We start from the raw sequence: 15,875 nt of genomic DNA on the forward strand, positions 1-15,875 counted from the left end.
TAATAAATTTACTCCTGCTCAGGATTTCTCAAATAGTATCCAACGCCTCTTCTTGTCACAATCCAAGTTGGATGACTAGGATTATCTTCAATTTTTTCTCTTAACCTTCTTACTGTTACATCTACTGTTCTAACATCTCCATAGTAGTCGTAACCCCATACAGTTTGAAGCAAGTGCTCTCTCGTCATAACTTGTCCGATATGTTTTGCTAAATAGTAAAGCAATTCAAACTCACGATGAGTCAGCTCAATCATTTCTCCTCTTTTCGATACGATATAAGCATCTGGGTGAATTATAAGGGAACCCACTTCAATTTCATTTGTTTCTTTCTCCTCTTCTGCAGCAGAAGAAACTTGCTGGTGTCTACGAAGATTTGCTTTAACACGTGCAATCAGCTCTCTCGTACTGAAAGGCTTTGTTACATAATCGTCAGCCCCTAATTCAAGCCCTAATACCTTATCTATCTCCGAGTCCTTAGCCGTTAACATAATAATCGGCATCTCATATTTCTTTCTAACCTCACGACATACTTCCATTCCATCTCTTTGTGGCAGCATAATATCTAATAATACTAAATCCGGCTGAAGTTCTTCTACCTTCTCTAACGCCTCGTTGCCATCATAAGCACAATAAACTTCAAATCCTTCTTTCTTTAAATTAAATTGCAAAATATCCGCAATTGGTTTTTCATCATCTACAACTAGAATCTTTTTGTTCATTCCGCTATTCTCCTTATATCAAGTTTTATCTATGGTTATTTCATTCTTTTATTGTTTACTTCTAATGTCTACTTTACCATTTTAAATTTATATAATCACTTTTTTTCTATTATAAGTTTATCCCGCTTTCATCTCCCTTTACCAAGCGAAACCAAAAATAGTTAACAGGAAGACAAAAGTCTATAAAGAACGGCTATTCACTAAATAGTCCCACATAAAAAAACAGTGAAGCTTTTCATTAGCCCACTGACCATTCCTTCCATCCCCGAATAAAAAATCTCTCTATTAAAGAGAGAATTACTTATTTTTCCTTATTAGTGTTTTATTCATATGCATGGGAACTAAAAGTATACATCATCAATACATACTAGGCTTCTATATGTCTTCTTTCTGCAGAAAAAGATTAATGAGAGCATTATTTTACAATAAGAAAAAATACATAGATAGATGGATAAATTATTGAAACCTTTTAGACGAGTTAATCGTCTATATATATGAGTTTCATTTTCCCTTAATTTTGGCAAGGATATCCTTTTTAATAGAATGGATCCCTTGTCCTTTTTTTGTCTATAGCATCCTCTTACATACGTCTTTTCTAAATTAAATAAAACTCTTCTTTTTCTATTCCATTCACTTCATTATTTTATAAAGTTCCTTTCAAAGAAGACATATACATTAACTTTATCATACTTTTATAAGGAAAAATGGTTTGCTATTATATTGTAATAAAATTGTTGTTAAATTTATATGTTCTGTGGGGATTTGTAATAATCGCGGATTTTCTTCACATTTATTTACGGGGAAATAATTTGGCATAAAAAAAACAACGAACAGTCGTTGTAATGATAAATCAAGGTGGCTCAGGACGGAATCGAACCGCCGACACAAGGATTTTCAGTCCTTTGCTCTACCGACTGAGCTACTGAGCCAAACTATTGTGACAGATGCTTACTAGCAGCACAGGTCGAAATTCTTACTTGTCTTCAATATGTATTAGATAAAAAATATATATTAAATATGCAAATGCATAGGAAGAAAAAATGGCGGTCCGGACGGGACTCGAACCCGCGACCTCCTGCGTGACAGGCAGGCATTCTAACCAACTGAACTACCGGACCATTTTTTACTATTAATACCTTTAAAAAGATATTATGACCCATACGGGATTCGAACCCGTGTTACCGCCGTGAAAGGGCGGTGTCTTAACCGCTTGACCAATGGGCCGTGAATTATTACAAGAAATGGTGAGCCATGGAGGATTCGAACCTCCGACCCTCTGATTAAAAGTCAGATGCTCTACCGACTGAGCTAATGGCTCGTATTTTTTGTCATTTGCGACGCTTTTTATATTAGCATATTATTAAAATAAAAAGCAATACTTTTTTAAAAAGTTTTTTTCAAAAAATTTTTTTAACTCCTACGTAACTATTTTTCCTCTGCAAGGTTACTAAAATTAAATACCTAACATAAAGAATGCTGTATACATATCATACCCTCATGCCATTTCTGTAAACGAATCAAGCCAGCCTGCTTCTATTATCTAGTTAGAAAAGAAAAGGTCGTTCTAACACGTTTAGAACGACCTCTTACCATGCTTAGATTTGTCTCCAAGGGCTGTGTATCACATTTGTTTGTGTACGATCTGGGCCAACTGAGAACATGGATAATGGGATCCCTGTTAACTGTGAAACTCTTTCTAAATAATGACGGGCATTTTCAGGAAGCTCACTTAATGTTTTACATCCAGTAATGTCCTCTGACCAGCCTGGTAATTCTTCATATACTGGCTCACAATCAGCTAGTACTTTAAGGCTTGCTGGGAACTCTTCCATTACTTCCCCTTTGTATTTATAAGCAACACAAATCTTTACTGTTTCAATTCCTGTTAAAACATCAATGGAATTCAGAGAAAGATCAGTAATACCGCTAACACGACGTGCATGACGTACAACGACACTATCAAACCAGCCGACACGGCGTGGTCTACCAGTTGTTGTTCCATATTCACGGCCAACTTCTCTAATATGATGTCCAATTTCGTCATTTAGTTCTGTTGGGAAAGGTCCATCCCCTACTCTTGATGTATAGGCTTTGGATACACCAACTACATGTTTAATTTTCGTTGGACCAACACCTGAACCAATTGTTACCCCTCCAGCCACTGGATTAGAAGATGTAACAAACGGATACGTACCTTGATCGATATCTAGCATTACCCCTTGAGCACCTTCAAATAATACTCTGCGCCCTTCATCTAATGCATCATTCAATACAACAGAAGTGTCACAAACATATTTCTTAATTTGCTGCCCATACTCATAATATTCATCTAAAATATCTTCTAATTTAAAGCCTTCCGTTTCATAAATACGCTCTAATAAACGGTTTTTTTCAATTAAATTTCTTGCAAGCTTTTCTTCAAATACTTCTTTATCTAATAAGTCAGCAATACGGATACCAGTACGCGCCGCTTTATCCATATAAGCTGGTCCAATTCCTTTTTTCGTTGTTCCAATTTTATTAGCACCTTTGCTTTCTTCCTCAACCTCATCTAATTTTAGATGATAGGGAAGAATAACATGTGCACGGTTACTAATTCTCAAATTATCTGTATTGATATTACGGTCATGTAAATATTTTAATTCTTCAATGATCGCTTTTGGATCAACGACCATTCCGTTTCCAACCACACTAATTTTTTCTTTATAAAATATCCCAGATGGAATTAAGTGTAACTTATAAGTTTCTCCATTAAACTTAATTGTATGACCTGCATTGTTACCGCCTTGATAACGTGCAATCACTTCTGCATTTTCAGATAGGAAATCGGTAATTTTACCTTTTCCTTCGTCTCCCCATTGCGTTCCTACGACCACTACTGATGACATATCCTAGAGCACCTCCACAGGTTTCTATATCTTTTTATTATATCCTTAATCAACATTCCTATTTTATCAATTTTTCAAGATAAAAGTCAATAAAACACGAACAATCTTTTTGATATTTTCATATTATGTTCGTGAAAAGAGATTAATAAAAAACGATATAAGTTGAAGTATTTGCTCCGATTAAGGCTTCTATCCATCTGAAAAGGTAAAAAAAAAAGACTAGTAGCTAGCAGTCTATTTAATCTCTCTGACATTGTAGGATTATGACATAGTAGCTCCACTCATCTCTAACCCATTCATCTTGGGATATCAGGAAGATCTTCTTGCTGCTTCCCCCATTTGCATAAGGAGCAAATTCATGTCCATAAAACCGGTCATATGTATATGGAACTAAAAGAGAGTCCTCAACATATAACGTGCTTACCTGATAATGGGCGATACTTCTTGCTATTAGATGTGATACAAATGTGGTTCTGTTTCTGGGGTATAAGCTTCCTATAACAATGTTTTTTTCTTTGGGGACTTTTTCTATTTCTGTTTTTGTCTACTTCCTTTTCTTCAATGAGGGTAGGAATGGGTTCTCCATCAATAGCAAGAGAGTAATTTAAAAAGCGTTCTACACTGGAAAAAGGAACTTTTCCTTTAAGCTAAGTGGTAAATTGGTCAATTTAGCTATACTTAAGGGTCGCAAAAGTGTCATAACTACAATTTTTCGAGTATATGACACTTTTTTGAGACCCTTTCACTATATTAAGTTTTAAAGTTTTAACTTAAGTGTTCTTTAATAAATCAGTAATGCTTTCAAATTTAATTTTTACCATTATGCAAATCTTCTATAAGTTGAATCGCTTCGTCAATTTTACTAACACCAATTATATTTATCGAGAGGTTTAAATCGTCTTTTATTTCATTTGCTTCGATAATGTTCTTATTTGGAACTATTATAAACGTGAGACCACTTCTCTCTGCACTTAATATCTTTTCTTTTATATAACCTACCTCTTCGACCTTTCCACTTTTATTAACTGATCCAGTAACTCCGATTAATATATCATTCTGGAAATTCTGTTCAATTAGATAACTAGATAAGACTAACGCTAGGCCAGCACTGTTTCCTTGTGAATTTTTTCGTGACAAAAATTCTTTAATAAGAGTATTATCTGATCCTATATATGCTGAAATGTCCTGATAATATTGTTCAAATTCGGGATTTTTTAATCCTACTAACTCATAAATGAATTGGTTTTTACTGGTATATCGAATAAAGTTGGTAACAGGAACTATTTCATAAATCTCTTGATGATTAGTAGCATAAATATTTCTAACTTCTTTCTCATTTTGTATATTACTTACCGTATCTTCTTTAACCGATAAAAAATATATATTAGTACCACTAATTATTTCTTCTGGTTGATTGAAACTCGTAACTAGGAATTTGTACTCGTCAAAGAATATAATCGGAAATTCATATAATACTATCAAAAATGGGAGTAAAAATGGCATAACAAATACCCGGTTGGAATTACTTTTTTTTCTTAAATTAGAATAGTGAATTATTAAAAATATAAACAAAAATAGTAAAGCAGTAACAAAAATAAATCCCGAAATGATATTAAAAAAATAAAAAATTAAACTTGTCAAGTGTTTATGGCATCATAAAAATGTAGGGTATGGCATTAAATTTGTGCAATAGGGCCGTAGGCCCTGCACAAATTAAAAAACCACTTGTCAACATTCCAAAATACACATACACTTCCTGTTGGGACAAACAAGCGCAGGAGGTATTAAGGAGATGTTGGCAGTGGCCGAAATTAATTATATCAGACATGAGGTAAACATAAAAGACAGTAACTATTCGGAGATTGCACAAAGAATAGGAAGAGATCGTAGAACTGTTAAGAAGTATGCAGAACAGGATGATTTTAGTCCTGTAGAAAATATCAAACAAGACAGACCATCTCCAGTGATGGATCCTATTAAACATATAGTAGATGAATGGTTAATAGAAGATTTTAAACAAAAGAGAAAATTCCGTAGAACTGCAAAGAGAATTTGGGAGCAATTAAAAGAGGAGTTTGATTTTAAGGGTTCTGATCGAACAGTAAGAAACTACATATCCCATCGAAAAAAAGAACTATTAAATGAAGCGAATCAAGCAGCGTTATCACTAGAGAGCAAACCTGGGTCAGCTCAAGTGGATTTTGGAGAAGCTCCGTTTAAATATCAAGGGGAACAGATAACTCTACCCTATCTGGTTCTTTCTTATCCATATAGTAATTCATTTTATTTTCAGGTATTCCCCGCTCAAAACAAAGAGTGTTTTTTAGAAGGATTAAAGCGTATTTTTCACCATATGGGTGGTGTTCCAAGAACAATTAGATTCGATAATCTTTCAGCTGCCGTAAAGAAGGTATTGCCAAATGGCGAACGGCAGTTAACAGAGGAATTTCAGAACTTCGTTCTACACTATGGGTTCGAAAGTGAATTTTGTAATCCTAATAGTGGGAATGAAAAGGGTCATGTGGAAGCAATGGTGAAATATGTGAGAAACAATTATTTATTGCCTGGTCTCCACGTACTGAATTTAGACGAACTTAATAAGACGTTGTGGGAAAAAGCTGAGAAAGATCGTGAGAGAAAACATTATGAAAAGGAATCTTTCATATCCCAGCTGTTTGAAGAGGATCGGAAAGCCTTTTTGGTTTTACCAAGTAAGGAATACCAATGCATCAGATACGAAACAGTGAAAGCCGATAAGTACGGTTATATTAAAGTAGAAAAAAATCTATATTCTACTTCACCAAGATACGCTTTAAATAAGGTTCTAATTCGTATTTCATATAATTCAATTGATATTCTTACAGATGATTATCAACTAGTCGTTAGCCATCCTCGACTCTATGGTCAATATAGAAAATCGATTAATTGGCAGCCATACTTAAATCTAATGGCCAAACGTCCTATGGCACTTAAATATACTAGTTTCTATGAGCAGTTACCACAAGAATGGCAAACATATTTTAATTCATGTACTTCCTCTGAAAAATCAGAAGCCCTGAAGTTATTAGGTACAGTGATGAAAGATTATGATTTTAGTAAAATTACTGAAGCGCTGAAGATTGCATCAGAGCATGGTCATCCTTCGGTTGAATCAATTAAACAAGTATTCTACCAACTAATTAATGGTCGAGGGATACGCGAAGAAGTACATCTCCAAAAGTCATTGCCTATTATGCCGGAGGCTACTAGAGGTCTACAGCATTATAATCAGCTTCTAAAAGGAGCTGAAATAAATTGAGTACGCAGATTCAAGAATTCGCTAAACGATTGAAATTAAGTTGGATTAGAGAACATTATCAAGAGATAGAAGCCACATCAAATGAAGAGTATTTACTGAAGCTTTTTGAAAAAGAAATTGAGCAACGAGAAGAACGAAAAACAAATCTTTTACTTACACAAGCAAGCTTACCTAAAGTCAATGGGAAACCTTTTGATTGGAAGGACATTGTCCTAACAGCAGGACTAAGTAGTGAAGACCTATTAAATGGAGTATTCATGGAGCAGCAAGAAAATCTAATTTTCTATGGGGGTGTAGGTGCAGGTAAAACCTATTTAGCTACGTTAATTGGATTGAATGCCATACAAAGGTATGGCAAAGCTGTTAAATTCTATACAGCGGCATCATTAGTTAATCGATTATTAGAAGCAAATGAAAAAGGTAATCTCAATAAGCTTTTTAAGCAAATAGAGAAATTGGATCTTTTGATTTTGGATGAGTTAGGTTACATTCCTCTTCACAAACAAGGGGCTGAATTATTGTTTCAGGTTATTTCGATGTGTTATGAAACCAAAAGCATCATAATCACGACAAACCTTCAATTCGGTCAATGGAATCACGTTTTTGGGGATCCAATATTAACGGAGGCAGTAATTGATCGACTCATCCATCATTCGCATTTGATTGTATTTAAAGGCGATAGTTATCGTTATAAGGAGTCAATTATTCAGAATTAAATTTCGTTGGCAAGTGGTTACATTTTTGATTGCCGTTTTATGCATTTTTTGCTTGCCAAATACACTTGTCAAGTATAATAAAATTAATCTAGAAACAGGGGGAAATTCATAATCTTTTATGGATTTATTTTTTAACCTGTTCCTTACTTTTAACTTTTTGGGAGACAGTTTAGCAATTTTATTGTTAATTGAACTCATTAAAATTCCCCTCGTTATTTTTATTATGAATATTTAATGGATCTTTGCATTAATAAAATTTCTTTTAGTCTACTGCTTTTCTATAGATATTTGTTTAAAAACCAAAATTAAATGGAGACATTTTTCCATTATAATAATAACATACTCATAGAATATAAACTTTTTGAAAACAGTTTATCAGTCCTCATTGATTTAACCTTCTAATTATATTTGGAATGCTGTTTTTTAAATTTCCAGACTTATACTGCTATATAAAATCACTGTAAAGTAACCGTAAAATATCTTCCACAATAAATTCATTATCAGGCTCCACCTCTTCTTCTTGCTACTCTTTTTACCATTTGCCTTTCCTCTTCCGAAAGAGGAATCTTCACATCTTTCTTTTTATCGCTCCTTGTTTGTCTGCCTTCTTCTTTGGTTATAGACCGTTTCCGAACATTCTCTTTAATAGATGGAATTTCTTTTGGACGGTTGCTGATATTGAATATAGGATTTAGTAGTTCCATTTGTTTCATCTCTTCCTCTTTCCCCTCTGCTTCTTATATTTTGGTCTTTTATCTCAGTGTCAAATTGTTATATTGCTAGAGTATGAGAGGGGAGAGAGGATTAGAATGTATATAATCTAGAAATCTGGACAAACTTTAACTAGACGAATATTTACATAAGGTAGGAGGATAATATATGGCTAAATCGATTTTAAGGGGAGAAAAAATCCCGAAGGATCTTTTAAAACAATTTGAGAAATTAGGGAAGAAATCAACCAGTGTTACTAAGGTAAAGATAAGAAAAAACCATAACCATCTTAATTTTTTGGGTTAAGATGGTTATGGTTTTTTTCAAGGTGCTCGTCAAAAGAGAAATTAGATTTTCCTAATAAAACTCTTCTAATTAAGATGTTAGCTCCAATATCATTTTAACGTGCATATGTCGTACTAATTAGGAATTATTGTACATACGTAATAACATATCAAAAGTTACTTCTTTATCAGGTGCATGTAATTTTAATAAATAGATATAGTTTTTTAGCTACTAATCTTTTTTCCCTAAGCGCCTGTCGGCATTGCCCCATCTTCAAAGCGCCGTTCTAAATTGACGAATTTATTATATTCTTTAACAAAAGCTAATTGTACTGTTCCTGTTGGTCCATTACGCTGTTTCGCAATAATGATCTCTATAATATTCTTGCTTTCTGATTCCTTGTCATAGTAATCATCACGGTACAAGAATGCTACAATATCGGCATCCTGCTCAATACTTCCTGATTCCCGGATATCAGACATCATCGGACGCTTATCTTGTCTTTGCTCTACCCCACGTGATAGCTGCGACAAGGCGATTACAGGCACTTGAAGCTCACGTGCAAGCTGTTTTAAGGAACGGGAAATTTCCGAAACCTCTTGCTGTCTATTTTCGCCTGCTCGCCCACTTCCTAAAATAAGCTGAAGATAATCAATTAATATCATTCCTAAGCCATGCTCCTGCTTTAAGCGGCGACATTTAGCTCTTATATCGGTAATCTTCACCCCTGGTGTATCATCAATGAAAATACCAGCATTGGATAGACTCCCCATTGCCATTGTCAGCTTGCCCCAGTCCTCGTCCGTTAATGACCCTGTACGAAGACGCTGTGCATCTATATTACCTTCTGCACAAAGCATACGCATAACAAGTTGCTCTGCTCCCATCTCCAAACTGAAGATTGCTACATTTTCTCCTGTTTTTACGGCAACATTCTGAGCAATATTTAAGGCAAAGGCCGTTTTACCAACGGATGGTCTCGCTCCAACGATAATTAGATCATTGCGCTGGAATCCAGCCGTCATTTTATCAAGCTCAGCAAACCCTGTTGCTATCCCTGTTATATCGCCTTTACGATTATGCATCTCTTCAATATTATCGTATGTTCGCACGAGAACATCTTTGATATTATGAAACGCACCTGCATTTTTCCGCTGTGCTACTTCTAAAATATTCTTTTCCGCTTCACTTAGAAGGGCTTCTACTTCATCCTCGCGGGAATATCCGTCTTGGGCAATATTTGTTGCTGTTCGAATTAATCGGCGCAGCAATGACTTCTCTTCTACGATCTTCGCATAATATTCTATATTGGCAGCAGTTGGCACAGATGCTGCCAGCTCGCTCAAATAGCTAACTCCACCTGTATCTTCTAAGTTATTAGTAGCTGCTAATTCAGACGTCACAGTTATTAAATCGACTGCTTTTCCTTCATCATTTAATTTAAGCATCGTTGAATATATTCTTTGATGTGCGCCACGATAAAAGTCTTCCGGTATTAATATTTCAGAAGCTAGTGTTAAGCTTTGTGGTTCAAGAAATATGGCCCCTAATACGGCCTGTTCAGCCTCGATATTTTGAGGGGGCATTCGATCATTTAACATTTCACTCAATCTATAAAACCTCCTTAAATGAGAGGATATGATAATAAACATAGCCTAGGTGAAAAAAAGCAACAATCTATACAAAAAGATTCTTTCATTTGCCGAAAGAGATTTTTGTATCCGCTGTGCCCTTTTCATTTCTTTTAAATATTTTCTATTAAAAACAGTCAAACAAAAAATGTGACCAGCTCAACCTGTATCACATTTTCTTAAGCTTATTCTATTTTAACATGTTTAGCGGCAAATGGAACTTCCAATATTAGCTTAATTCTTTTACATGTACATTTAATGTTGCAGACACTTCATGATGAAGCTTTACTGGAACCTTTGTCACACCTAATGAACGAATAGCATCATTTAATTCAATTTTTCGTTTATCGATTTTAATTTGATGCTTTTTATTTAGCTCTTCAGCAATTTGCTTACTTGTAATCGACCCAAACAATCTGCCGCCTTCACCTGATTTAGCATGCAGCTCTACTGTTACTTTTTCTAGCTTTTCTTTTAATTCCTTTGCTCTATTAAGCTCTTCAATAGCTTCTTTCTCTTCTTTTTTCTTTTGTGCATTTAATGTACTAACAGCGGAAGCATTCGCCTCTACAGCCAAACCTTGTTTTAAAAGAAAGTTATGTGCATAGCCATCTGCTACGTTTTTAACTTCCCCTTTTTTCCCTTTTCCTTTTACATCTTTTAGAAAAATAACTTTCATTCTTTTCTTCTCCCTTCAAAATACTCATCAATCGCTAACTTAAGCCTTGCCTCTACTTCTTCCATCGGCATATTGGATAGCTGTGTAGCAGCGTTGGTCAAATGGCCACCACCATGGAGACTTTCCATAATAATTTGGACATTGATTTCTCCTAAGGAGCGTGCGCTAATTCCTATCATCGTTTCCCCTCTAGGTGCTATAACAAAGGAGGCGATGATACCATCCATTGTTAATAGTGTATCAGCTGTTTGGGCAATTAAAACACCATCTACTGCTTCTTCTTCCTTCGCTATTGCTATTGCAATTCCCTCTTTATAAAATTGAACATTTTCAATAATTCTTGCTCTTTTCACATAGTTTTCAATATCCTCTTTTAGGAATTTTTGAACAAGTACAGTGTCTGCTCCCTGCCCTCTTAAATAAGAAGCAGCATCAAATGTTCGTGCCCCTGTTCTAAGAGTAAAGCTTTTTGTATCCACAATAATTCCTGCTAAAAGGGCTGTTGCTTCTAACATTTCAATTTTAACAGTTTTCGGCTGATATTCTAGTAATTCTGTTACTAGTTCGGCAGTAGAGGAAGCATATGGTTCCATATAGACAAGAATCGGATTCTCTATAAATTCCTCTCCACGACGATGATGGTCAATCACTACTACATCTTCTATTTTATTCAATAAATGCTCTTCAATCACTAAAGAAGGCTTATGGGTATCAACTACTACTAGAAGTGTATCGCCTGTAGCCATTTCTAATGCTTGATCAGGTGTGATAAATTTCGTAAACAAGGTCTCTTGTTTTTTTATTTCTTCCATCAACCTTCGAACAGCTGTATCTATCTCTTGAAAATTAATGACTATATATGCTTCCTTTTGGTTCATCTGGGCTACTTTATGTATCCCAATCGCTGCGCCAATTGCATCCATATCCGGGTTTTTATGTCCCATAATAATGACTTTATCACTCTCTAAAACTAATTCCTTTAGAGCATGAGAAATTACACGTGCTCTAACCCTAGTTCGTTTTTCTACAGGATTTGTTTTACCTCCAAAAAACTTCACTTTTCCATTTGGCTGCTTTATCGCTACTTGATCTCCCCCTCTTCCTAAGGCTAAATCAAGACTGGATTGTGCAATATTTCCCAGCTCAGGCAAGGAAGATACACCAGATCCAACTCCAATACTAAGTGTTAAAGGTACATTTTGCTTCGTAGTTAATTCTCGAACATCATCTAATATTGTAAACTTGCCCTTTTCCAAATTTTGTAGAATATGTTCATTGAAAATAGCAATGAAACGATCAGAGGAAATCCGTTTTAATAAGACTCCATTATCTGTAGCCCATTTATTTAAAATGGCTGTGACTGTATTATTAATGCTACTTCTTGTCTGATCATCCATACCTTGCGTTAAGTCATCATAATTATCTAGAAAGATAATGGCAATTGCCGTACGTTCGTCTTCATACAGCTTTTCAATTTCCGTTTGCTCTGTCACATCGAAAAAGTATAATAGTCGTTCTTCCACTTTATGAATGACTCGGAACTTTCTTTCATGTAATGTAATGATTTCTGTTTCTACCTCTTGTTTAATTAATGGGATAATGGATGGAGAAACATCATATAAAGACCTTCCAACAAGTGTATCCTCTGTAAAACAAGATGCTAAAAAGGGATTTGTCCATTCGATATAATAATCATCATTTATAAGCATGATTCCTATTGGCATTTCCATTAATGCCTCTTCCCCTACTTTTTTAACACGGTAGGAAAGAGTGGTTATATATTCTTCCGTTTCCTTTCTCTGACGACTATCTATTCGTAAGATAAAATAAAAAGGAATAACAAAAAGAAATAACCCAATTAAGGAAAAGAACCAATTATAAAAAGAGAGGATTCCAAGCATGATAATGGTAATACCGATTAAACTTATTAATGGATACCGTATGGATCCTTTCTCTAAAAAAGTAGGCAATTTTTCTCCTCCTAAAACTCGTGAGATTTTCACATAATCCTTACTATGTATTCATTAAACCTGATACTATTATACCCCATAATACTAAATTAAAATATAAAAAGGTCTATCTCTGTTCGTTTACTCCATGATGGATGAATAAGATTTTCCACATAATTAATTTCTTATTATGGCATTAGAAAAAGAGATTCTACCAGAAAAAAGGGTTTGGGTTTGCATCTTCATCTAATATTTTACTATCATTTATCTACTTCTTCAATTTAGTGACAACATGAGTATAGAGAACAAAAAAAATAAAATGCAAGTGTTTTCATATAGATAATATAAAAACCCTATTAAACAAATGTCTAATAGGGTTTTTTATAGGCTAATTATTCTCCACTTACGTATGGTAGTAAAGCCATAGTACGAGCACGTTTAATAGCAATCGTTAATTTACGTTGATATTTAGCGCTTGTACCAGTTACACGACGAGGTAAAATTTTACCACGTTCTGAGATGAATTTTTTAAGTAAATCTACATCTTTATAATCGATGTGAGTGATACCGTTAGCTGTAAAGTAACATACTTTACGACGTTTTGCACGGCCACCTCTGCGTCCACCCATTGCCATGAGATTAACCTCCTTTTTATTATCAAAATTACTGTTTAGAACGGTAGATCATCATCTGAAATATCGATTTGACCGCTATTTGCAAATGGATCTTCATCCACTTTTGTATAATCTTGATTGTTTCTATTTGTTTGAGGTCGCTGATTCTGATAATTATTTGATCCTCCAAAAGGATTATCTTGTTCTCTTGGGGCCCCATAATTCATGTTGTCACTTCTATTATTACCAGAGCTGTTTCTAGGTTCTAAGAACTGAACACTTTCTGCTAATACTTCTGTTACATACACGCGTTTTCCGTCTTGTCCATCATAGCTACGAGTTTGAATACGACCATCAACACCTGCTAAACTTCCTTTTTTCAAGAAGTTAGCAACGTTTTCTGCTGGTTTTCTCCAAATAACACAGTTAATGAAGTCTGCTTCTCTTTCCCCTTGTTGGTTCGTAAAAGTACGGTTAACCGCAAGTGTAAAAGATGCCACAGCAACTCCACTCGGTGTATAACGCAAGTCAGGATCCTTCGTTAGACGGCCAACAAGAACTACCCGATTCATCATCAGTTTCAACTCCCTTCCATTTTAAATGTTTCACGTGAAACATCACTTATCTATTATTATTTTGCTTCATCTTTAACTACGATGTGGCGAATGATATCTTCGTTGATCTTAGCTAAACGAGAGAATTCTTCAACCGCTACTGGTGCAGCGTTAACTTTTACTAATTGATAGTAACCATCGCGGAAATCATTGATTTCATATGCAAGGCGACGTTTACCCCACTCTTTTGATTCTGCTAATTCCGCTCCATTATCTGTAAGAATAGAGTTGAAACGCTCAACAAGAGCTTTCTTAGCCTCATCTTCAATATTTGGACGGATGATGTACATAATTTCGTACTTTTTCATCACTTTCACCTCCTTTTGGTCTAGACGGCCCATATTGGGCAAGGAGCAACTATACATTACTCACAATGTAAAAGTATAGCATACTTCATACTAAATAGCAATGCAGGAAAATGAGCTGATATCTTTTCTTTTTTATTATACAAATAATGAAAAGTACTAGCTCTTTTAAGCGTACTTTTGATTAATATTACGACTGGATTGTAAAACATCATAGTAATCACTTATTAACCCATCAAAAATAGTATCCCATGATTGAGTTAAAGCATAATTTCTAGCTTCTACTCCCATTCTCAATCGCATCGTTTCATCTTCCAATAGCTCACTTATTGCATGAACAAAACTCTCAGCATTTTGCTGTTCACATATTCTTCCATTCACATCGTTTATTACAAACTCTTTTACCCCTCCTGCATTCGCAACCACAGCCGGAGTACCACTAGACATGGCTTCTAATACGACATTCCCAAAAGTTTCTGTAAAGGAAGGGAAAACAAAAAGATCTGCTCCTGCATATATCCTTGCCAACTCTTCCCCCTTTATATAACCAGTTAAGGTAATATTTTTTTGTACTCTCTCTTTTTCCCTCCAGGCTACTTTGTTTGGTCCATCTCCAACAATTAGCCAATGGACCGAATCTTTGATATCAGAAGGAAAATGAATAATTTTATTTAATGTATCTAAATCTTTCTCTGGAGCTAATCTACCTACATACAATAAAATATATTTTTTTTTTATATGGTATTTCTTTCTTAGTTGTTCTTTAGCATCATGATTAGGCGCAAAAAGCTTTGAATCAATCCCTCTTCCCCAAACTTTTAAGCCATCAAAATGTAAGGACTCTAACTTTCTTTGTGTTTCTTTACTGGGAACAAATATTTTTTCCGTTGCTTGATGAAACCATTTTAAATATTTCCATAAAAATGGTTCTAGCAAGGAGGCATGGTAGTATTTAAGATATTGATCAAAGTTGGTGTGATAGGAGGATACCACTGGAATATTTAATTTCTTAGCAGCAAATAACCCGTATAATCCCATCATGTATGGTGTTGCTAGATGAATAAGGTCTGGTTGGAATTTTTTTAAACTATTTTCTATTTTCTTTGGATTGGTGATAACAGTTCGGCACTCAGGATAAAGAAAAAACGGAAGACTTGGAAATTGGTTTATATTAGGGTATGTAGTAGAAGTTTTATTTTCAGGAGAATAAACTTGATAAGCTATTTGTCTGTTGTCAAAATGATTAGTAAGTCTTTTTAAAGTCTGAGCAACACCATTTACTTGAGGAAAATAAGTGTCTGAAAAAATGGCAATTTTCAAAAGCCTCACTCCCTTTTTAGCAAACTATTTTATGTTATATTTATTTTAACAATCGAATGCTTGGAGAGTTTTAAAGAATTGTAAAAAGATTGTACAGTTATCTTCTTTCATATAAAAAATCACTCCCGCTATTCCTTAGCAGGAGT

At 34.7% G+C, this 15,875-nt stretch carries 14 protein-coding genes and 4 tRNA genes; 3 read left to right on the forward strand and 15 right to left on the reverse strand.

The features are described from left to right. Window positions 1–8: 8 nt before the first annotated feature. From yycF to NX902_RS24540, 7 genes are all read right to left on the reverse strand, one after another. Complete coding sequence (gene yycF / locus NX902_RS24510; RefSeq protein WP_047941026.1) at window positions 9–719, reverse strand: response regulator YycF; 711 nt, start codon at window positions 717–719, stop codon at window positions 9–11. Window positions 720–1,575: 856 nt separating this feature from the next. Then, window positions 1,576–1,648 (reverse strand) — tRNA-Phe (locus NX902_RS24515). 112 nt (window positions 1,649–1,760) lie between these two features. Next, a tRNA-Asp gene (locus tag NX902_RS24520) sits at window positions 1,761–1,837 on the reverse strand. Window positions 1,838–1,871: 34 nt separating this feature from the next. Beyond that, window positions 1,872–1,943 (reverse strand) — tRNA-Glu (locus NX902_RS24525). Window positions 1,944–1,961: 18 nt separating this feature from the next. Beyond that, window positions 1,962–2,037 (reverse strand) — tRNA-Lys (locus tag NX902_RS24530). A 277-nt stretch (window positions 2,038–2,314) separates the two neighbouring features. Next, window positions 2,315–3,607 carry an adenylosuccinate synthase gene (locus NX902_RS24535; RefSeq protein ID WP_047944584.1) on the reverse strand — a complete coding sequence of 431 codons (1,293 nt, stop codon included), beginning with the start codon at window positions 3,605–3,607 and terminating at the stop codon, window positions 2,315–2,317. A gap of 807 nt (window positions 3,608–4,414) precedes the next feature. Continuing rightward, window positions 4,415–5,110, reverse strand: a complete 696-nt coding sequence (locus NX902_RS24540) for a S16 family serine protease (RefSeq protein WP_341123495.1) — start codon at window positions 5,108–5,110, stop codon at window positions 4,415–4,417. A 289-nt stretch (window positions 5,111–5,399) separates the two neighbouring features. Here NX902_RS24540 and istA point away from each other — a divergent pair, with 289 nt between their 5' ends. Beyond that, window positions 5,400–6,905, forward strand: a complete 1,506-nt coding sequence (gene istA / locus NX902_RS24545) for an IS21 family transposase (RefSeq protein WP_171509407.1) — start codon at window positions 5,400–5,402, stop codon at window positions 6,903–6,905. Then, on the forward strand, window positions 6,902–7,621 hold the full coding sequence (istB, locus tag NX902_RS24550) for an IS21-like element helper ATPase IstB (protein WP_036179323.1): 720 nt from the start codon (window positions 6,902–6,904) through the stop codon (window positions 7,619–7,621). The genes istA and istB overlap by 4 nt, the downstream gene beginning before the upstream one ends. Before the next feature lie 500 nt (window positions 7,622–8,121). Here istB and NX902_RS24555 read toward each other — a convergent pair whose 3' ends face one another. Beyond that, window positions 8,122–8,334: a hypothetical protein gene (locus NX902_RS24555; RefSeq protein ID WP_095333251.1), complete on the reverse strand. Its 213-nt coding sequence runs from the start codon at window positions 8,332–8,334 to the stop codon at window positions 8,122–8,124. 166 nt (window positions 8,335–8,500) lie between these two features. Here NX902_RS24555 and NX902_RS24560 point away from each other — a divergent pair, with 166 nt between their 5' ends. Then, the gene (locus NX902_RS24560; RefSeq protein ID WP_163185934.1) at window positions 8,501–8,638 is read left to right on the forward strand and encodes a hypothetical protein; all 138 of its coding nucleotides are present in this window, start codon (window positions 8,501–8,503) and stop codon (window positions 8,636–8,638) included. A gap of 224 nt (window positions 8,639–8,862) precedes the next feature. Here NX902_RS24560 and dnaB read toward each other — a convergent pair whose 3' ends face one another. The 7 genes from dnaB to NX902_RS24595 form a co-directional block, all read right to left on the reverse strand. Beyond that, on the reverse strand, window positions 8,863–10,227 hold the full coding sequence (dnaB, locus tag NX902_RS24565) for a replicative DNA helicase (protein WP_047944586.1): 1,365 nt from the start codon (window positions 10,225–10,227) through the stop codon (window positions 8,863–8,865). A 250-nt stretch (window positions 10,228–10,477) separates the two neighbouring features. Next, the gene (gene rplI / locus NX902_RS24570; RefSeq protein WP_095333249.1) at window positions 10,478–10,927 is read right to left on the reverse strand and encodes a 50S ribosomal protein L9; all 450 of its coding nucleotides are present in this window, start codon (window positions 10,925–10,927) and stop codon (window positions 10,478–10,480) included. Next, window positions 10,924–12,897, reverse strand: a complete 1,974-nt coding sequence (locus tag NX902_RS24575; protein WP_095333247.1) for a DHH family phosphoesterase — start codon at window positions 12,895–12,897, stop codon at window positions 10,924–10,926. Before NX902_RS24575 ends, rplI begins: the two co-directional genes overlap by 4 nt. A gap of 371 nt (window positions 12,898–13,268) precedes the next feature. Next, on the reverse strand, window positions 13,269–13,505 hold the full coding sequence (gene rpsR / locus NX902_RS24580; protein WP_047944615.1) for a 30S ribosomal protein S18: 237 nt from the start codon (window positions 13,503–13,505) through the stop codon (window positions 13,269–13,271). 41 nt (window positions 13,506–13,546) lie between these two features. Then, on the reverse strand, window positions 13,547–14,065 hold the full coding sequence (gene ssb / locus NX902_RS24585) for a single-stranded DNA-binding protein (protein ID WP_047944589.1): 519 nt from the start codon (window positions 14,063–14,065) through the stop codon (window positions 13,547–13,549). A 56-nt stretch (window positions 14,066–14,121) separates the two neighbouring features. Continuing rightward, window positions 14,122–14,412 carry a 30S ribosomal protein S6 gene (gene rpsF / locus NX902_RS24590; RefSeq protein WP_047944590.1) on the reverse strand — a complete coding sequence of 97 codons (291 nt, stop codon included), beginning with the start codon at window positions 14,410–14,412 and terminating at the stop codon, window positions 14,122–14,124. 165 nt (window positions 14,413–14,577) lie between these two features. After that, window positions 14,578–15,729 carry a glycosyltransferase family 4 protein gene (locus NX902_RS24595; protein WP_341161068.1) on the reverse strand — a complete coding sequence of 384 codons (1,152 nt, stop codon included), beginning with the start codon at window positions 15,727–15,729 and terminating at the stop codon, window positions 14,578–14,580. Window positions 15,730–15,875 lie beyond the last annotated feature (146 nt).

This window comes from Niallia sp. FSL W8-0954 (assembly GCF_038005605.1).
GTDB lineage: Bacteria > Bacillota > Bacilli > Bacillales > Cytobacillaceae > Niallia > Niallia circulans_A.

Bases quoted from the DNA above. Each gene is read 5' to 3' on its own strand.
- yycF (WP_047941026.1), bottom strand. From the start codon at position 719: ATGAACAAAAAGATTCTAGTTGTAGATGATGAAAAACCAATTGCGGAT.
- NX902_RS24535 (WP_047944584.1), bottom strand. From the start codon at position 3,607: ATGTCATCAGTAGTGGTCGTAGGAACGCAATGGGGAGACGAAGGAAAA.
- NX902_RS24540 (WP_341123495.1), bottom strand. From the start codon at position 5,110: ATGCCATTTTTACTCCCATTTTTGATAGTATTATATGAATTTCCGATT.
- istA (WP_171509407.1), top strand. From the start codon at position 5,400: ATGTTGGCAGTGGCCGAAATTAATTATATCAGACATGAGGTAAACATA.
- NX902_RS24555 (WP_095333251.1), bottom strand. From the start codon at position 8,334: ATGAAACAAATGGAACTACTAAATCCTATATTCAATATCAGCAACCGT.
- NX902_RS24560 (WP_163185934.1), top strand. From the start codon at position 8,501: ATGGCTAAATCGATTTTAAGGGGAGAAAAAATCCCGAAGGATCTTTTA.
- rplI (WP_095333249.1), bottom strand. From the start codon at position 10,927: ATGAAAGTTATTTTTCTAAAAGATGTAAAAGGAAAAGGGAAAAAAGGG.
- rpsR (WP_047944615.1), bottom strand. From the start codon at position 13,505: ATGGGTGGACGCAGAGGTGGCCGTGCAAAACGTCGTAAAGTATGTTAC.
- ssb (WP_047944589.1), bottom strand. From the start codon at position 14,065: ATGATGAATCGGGTAGTTCTTGTTGGCCGTCTAACGAAGGATCCTGAC.
- rpsF (WP_047944590.1), bottom strand. From the start codon at position 14,412: ATGAAAAAGTACGAAATTATGTACATCATCCGTCCAAATATTGAAGAT.